Source organism: Microcystis aeruginosa LEGE 91341 (assembly GCF_015206885.1).
Classification (GTDB): Bacteria; Cyanobacteriota; Cyanobacteriia; order Cyanobacteriales; family Microcystaceae; genus Microcystis; species Microcystis aeruginosa_H.
On sequence record NZ_JADEXY010000202.1, the window covers coordinates 1 to 5,144 of the forward strand.

General features: G+C 42.1%; 3 protein-coding genes and 2 pseudogenes. 2 read left to right on the forward strand and 3 right to left on the reverse strand.

Annotated features, from left to right (window positions below; translation table 11 throughout):
* The first annotated feature begins 247 nt into the window (after nucleotides 1-247).
* Nucleotides 248-1,930 carry a hypothetical protein gene (locus IQ234_RS19745; RefSeq protein WP_193958326.1) on the forward strand — a complete coding sequence of 561 codons (1,683 nt, stop codon included), beginning with the start codon at nucleotides 248-250 and terminating at the stop codon, nucleotides 1,928-1,930.
* A 267-nt stretch (nucleotides 1,931-2,197) separates the two neighbouring features.
* Here the strand turns inward: IQ234_RS19745 and IQ234_RS19750 are convergent, their stop codons facing one another.
* Together IQ234_RS19750 and IQ234_RS19755 are read right to left on the reverse strand one after the other, a co-directional pair.
* Nucleotides 2,198-3,481: a TldD/PmbA family protein gene (locus tag IQ234_RS19750; RefSeq protein WP_193958327.1), complete on the reverse strand. Its 1,284-nt coding sequence runs from the start codon at nucleotides 3,479-3,481 to the stop codon at nucleotides 2,198-2,200.
* 64 nt (nucleotides 3,482-3,545) lie between these two features.
* Nucleotides 3,546-3,650 (reverse strand): annotated as a pseudogene (locus tag IQ234_RS19755) (transposase); the annotation flags it as partial.
* Between the two features lie 516 nt (nucleotides 3,651-4,166).
* Between IQ234_RS19755 and IQ234_RS19760 the strand changes: the two are divergent.
* Nucleotides 4,167-4,553 carry a DUF4164 family protein gene (locus IQ234_RS19760; protein ID WP_193958328.1) on the forward strand — a complete coding sequence of 129 codons (387 nt, stop codon included), beginning with the start codon at nucleotides 4,167-4,169 and terminating at the stop codon, nucleotides 4,551-4,553.
* A gap of 56 nt (nucleotides 4,554-4,609) precedes the next feature.
* Here IQ234_RS19760 and IQ234_RS19765 read toward each other — a convergent pair.
* Nucleotides 4,610-5,047 (reverse strand): annotated as a pseudogene (locus tag IQ234_RS19765) (four helix bundle protein).
* Nucleotides 5,048-5,144 lie beyond the last annotated feature (97 nt).

Genomic DNA, 5,144 nt, shown 5'->3' on the forward strand with positions numbered 1-5,144 from the left:
CCCCTTATCAAGGGGGGATTAAGGGGGGATCGGCACCCCCCTTATCAAGGGGGGATTAAGGGGGGATCGGCACCCCCCTTATCAAGGGGGGACTAAGGGGGGATCGAACCTAAAATCCATTTTTAATTTAATTATAACCAGCTACTTAGCTGCATCTCGATCGAGTTCTTTCTCCCCGAACCGATCGAGAAGTTACTGGGTTAACCTAGGATTAGCTCCTGTTGACGGCTGTAGAGAGGAAAGAAATATGATAGCGACAATAATCGATCGCCTTACGGAAACCAACCCGCAAATTATGCGAGAATGGCAAGGAAGATTAACCCCGAAAAATATCTCGATCGCTTCGATTATCTCCCTTGTTGGTCAATCATTAGTTTATTTGTATTATAAAAATCTACTGCCGGTAGGGTCGGGATTTAGTCGTTACTGTACCGCTAATCCCCCCAATAACAACGATTATTATCCCTATAGTGGGCTTAAATACTGTATCCAAGACCTAAATGGTCAATGGATGATTATCTCCCAGTTATGGTGGTTAGATATCTTCACTTTTCTGAGTATTACCGGCATTTTCGCTCTTTTAGTGGTGGGAACCTATCAATTAATTGCCGATCTTTCCGGGGAAGAGCGCCGGGGTACACTTAATTTTATCCGTCTGAGTCCCCAACCCGCCAAAACGATTTTTATCGGCAAAATTTTCGGGGTTCCCATTCTCCTTTATCTCGTCTGTCTTCTCGCTTTACCCTTTCACTTGGGGGCGGGTTTATTAGCAGGTATTCCCCTATCGTTAATTTTAGCCTTCTACGCGGTTCTGATCGCTAGTTGTGCCTTTTTCTATCATGCCGCCCTCAGTTTCGCTTTAGCCACGCCATGGTTAGGGGGATTTCAACCCTGGTTAGGCAGCGCGACAGTCTTAATCTTTGTGTTTTATAGCAGTATTTTTACTTTATCGGGCTATGGCGGTTCCCGTACCCCCTTTGATTGGTTAATTCTCTTTAATCCTAGTTTTGTCCTTCCCTATCTAGTTAAATCTACCTTTCTCCCCCCCGATGCGGTACGCTATCTAGGAATCTCACAAATCTTCGATCTGCGTTGGTACGGTCAATCTCTCTGGCAATCGGTTACAACGGGTATTAGCTTAATTTTGCTCAATTTTGCCCTCTGTACCTACGGTTTAACCAGAGTTCTCCAGCGTCGCTTCCATAATCCCCTCGCTACTCTTGTTAGTAAACCCCAAAGTTACTGGATGATGGGCTGTTTTAGTGCCATTAGCCTAGGTTTTGTCTTCCAAACTCTGGAACCGAGCTATCTTTTCGATAATTTTGCGATTCTTAGCGTTTTTGTGGCGATTTTTAGCTTGTTAATCCTTTTTGCCTTAACTCCCCCCCGTCAAACTCTCCAAGATTGGGCGCGCTATCGTCATCTGCAAGGAAAAACGGGCATTAGTCTGGGGAAAGCTTTAATCTTTGGCGAAAAAAGTCCTTCTACCCTAGCCATGGCTATTAACCTCGCCATTGCCATTTTATTCATCCTTCCCGCTATTTTTATCGCCCCTCTCCATCAATATAAACTAGCCACTGCAGCCGGGTTTCTCTTGGCAATGAACATGATTTTAGTCTATGCCGCTATCGCCCAATTATTGATGTTAGGCAGCACAAATAAACGCGCTTTGTTGGCAGCCACTAGCATCGGCATTTTGATTATTTTCCCCTTTCTCTGTTTCGCTGTCTTGGGAGTTAATCCCAGTCAATCTCCGCTGTTATGGTTTTTTACTTTTCTTCCCATTGCCGCTACTAAATACGCTACACTTCCCTCTTTCGCTTTAGCAATCTTCAGTCAGTGGTTGGGTTTAACCCTCCTCGGATGGCAAATTAATCGGCAATTAAATCGCCTTGGTGCCTCGACAACTAAAGCGTTAATGCCAAACTGAAAAATGCCGACTCACGGGGGGGATTAAATAATATTTCTGCCGACAATTTTCTCCCCTTGAGTATCGGTTAAATTTTTTTTCCAAAAAAGCTTGACAAAACCCCACGACTTGACAGATAATTTCTTATATAATGGGAATCCGTGCCTGCCTGCAAACCCCTTCTTTTCAGGTCAAATAAAGCCCCAAAAAATTAACCCCAAAAAGTAGGCTGAGTTAATTTCATCGGTCAGTGAACTGATAACTGATAACTGATAACTGATAACATTTTTAGCCCACCACCGATAAACTATCAACAATTAGCGAGGGAGTATAACAGGAGCCATTCCATTGATTATCGGAACCTAAAGCGATTAAATTCTGCAAAGCTGTATAAACATTTCCCGTCACCATTGTATCTTTAACTCGTCCGGTGATTTTGCCCTTTTCTATGCGATAACCCAGATCGATATTGACAGAAAAATCGCCAGAAATATCGGCCCCATGACCTAAAATTTGGTCAATAACTAAGCCTTCGTCTATTTGCGAGATTAAATCCTCTAAAGTTCCCTCTCCCGGTGCCACGATTAAATTAACCAAATCCGGCATAGGATAAACCCCTAAACTAGGACGAAAACCGTTTCCCGTCGGAGTAGTTTTTAATAATCTGGCTGTGGTACGATCGCTATAGAATTCTTTAACTCTACCTCCCTCAATTAAAGATAAAAATTTGGTAGGAGTTCCCTCATCATCAAAGGGACAACTATAGGGTTCTCTGTCCGGTTGTTGGGATAAAGTCAACTTTTCTGACATCACCAATTGACCAATTTTATCACTCCAGGGCGAGGACTTTTCTAAGATCTGTTTACCATTTAAAGCCATCGCCACCGTACCCCATAACAGGGTAACTGCATTAGCAGTCAATAAAATTGGTAATTTTCCTGTGGGACTATCCACATTATTTGCTGCCCATTGTAGTCGCTGCAATAACTGTTTAATTACCGTTTCGGGATGAGGTGTACTGCGAGTATATTCCCCATCATAAACCGCGAGAAAATCTTCCCCCCGCACCCATTCAATCCCCAGGTAATAACTCAAAGCTGTATCGGTATATTGACAATATAAACCCTGGGAATTAACCAAACGGGTGATTTCCAGTTCACATTCCCATTCACCACTACAAATAACCTCAGGATAAACTTGGCGAATTTGGCCAATCATTTGATTACCCATCTCGATTAAAGATTCTACCGCCACATCTTGGCCAATCGGGTCATAAATTGCCTGTCGTGGTGCCGAAAATTCGATTTCTTCCGGAGCATTGAGATAGGATAAATTTAACGCCGTTTCTACTAAAATTTCCGGTTGCACATCACCATAACCCACCGCTAACCCCGGACAACCCTCGCGCCATAATCTTAAGGCAGTTCCCACGGATTCGGAACTTTCTAGCTGTTTGAGACGATTAGCCTCAAAAAAAACGGGATGGGAAAGGGAGGAAGATTGATAAACTTCGGCTGCCACTGCTCCCGATTTGAGAGCCAGTTCGATGAGTTGTTGCGGATCGATCGTCATGGTGATAGTTTTTGAGATAATGGCTATCTGATTATCGAAAATTTGGGTTTAAAACCTCTTCGTTTCACGATAGCTTTTCTTGATCTCTAATATAGCACTTAAGAACTGCCAATGGCATACCTCCCACAGAAGAAACAAAATAACTAGGAAACCAAAGAGCATCTTTCCCATCTGATTTAGAATAAGCAGCTTGTTTATAAGTAGCTGGTTATAATTAAATTAAAAATGGATTTTAGGTTCGATCCCCCCTGCCCCCCTTGATAAGGGGGGTGCCGATAGGCGGGGGGATCTGAAAGTTTTTAATAAGTAGCTGGTTATAATTAAATTAAAAATGGATTTTAGGTTCGATCCCCCCTGCCCTACCTTGATAAGGGGGGTGCCGATAGGCGGGGGTATCTGAAAGTTTTTAATACCTATCTACTTAAGCATTACAGAAATATAAAGTTTAGTTGTGTATTCGATTATATTGAATTTATAAGTTTTGAATCATAGCTTTATAAAGTAAAAAAGCGGCTGAAATATTATATTCTAAGTAGGTAGGTGTTAAAAATTGTTAGATACCCTACCTTATTAAGGGGGGATCAAGGGGGGATATATCTTCAATTTAATTGCAACCACTTACTTACTCAAGGGATTTAGTATAATAATTAAAATAGTCGCCAGATAAGTCGAGGAGTCTAGCAAAATGTCTAACGAAACCGTCACCTATTCCCTAGAATCCGTCCTGACAAGGATTGAGAGTAAAATCGACTCCCTGGAAAAACGGATAGATGAGAGATTTGACAAGGTAGATGCGAGGTTTGACAAGGTAGAGGACCGGCTAACCAAATTAGAAATCGGACAGGCCGAACTCAAGGCCGAGTTAAAAGGAGATATTAAAGTATTAGACGAGAAAATCGAGGGTTTAAAGGCAGATTTAAAAGGCGATACTAAAGTATTAGACGAGAAAATCGAGGGATTAACGGTACGGGTTGCTTATCAGGAATTTACCAACCGGGGGATTCTGATAGCTTTGGTGGTTGCTGTCTTGGGGGGTGCTGCTAAACTTTTTGGTTTTTTCCCCAATCCCTAGAACTGGCCCCCGATACTTAAACCTAACCTGAAATGGAGAATTAGGGTTTTGGGGAATTAGGGTTTTGGGGATTTTGGGGTTTTTAGTAGCCATTTATCGGCATTATTAGTCATGATGACGATCAGTCCTAAAACCTTATTATACTGACCATAAAGTTTTCTACCAGTCTCAATATCTAAATATTGGCATTTAACAGCAAATTTTAACCAAACTTGGCTTTCTGCCGCTTCTGCCTCCGCATCACTTAGTCTCAGCAAAAATGAACCCTTCGACGTAGCTCAGGGCAAGCCCTTATATCGTCTTCTACGCCATGCCTCTGCTAAATTAGCACAGACAGAACGAGAAGATCGTCTAATTTGATCAATTAATGAATATTTTTCCGACCCAGGAAACTTTTTAGACAGTTCAAAGATTTCCATAGCCAGATTAAAAGCGATTTGATAAACTTCTAGGTCTTCATGGGTGTTCAGCAATTTCTTTGGTTTTTGCACCATAATTCCCCTTTCCTGATGGATGATTCTTACTTTCCCTTATACATACCTCTTGTCAAACCTAAATTCAGGAAAATTTCCCACTTCCCCATCACTCCAC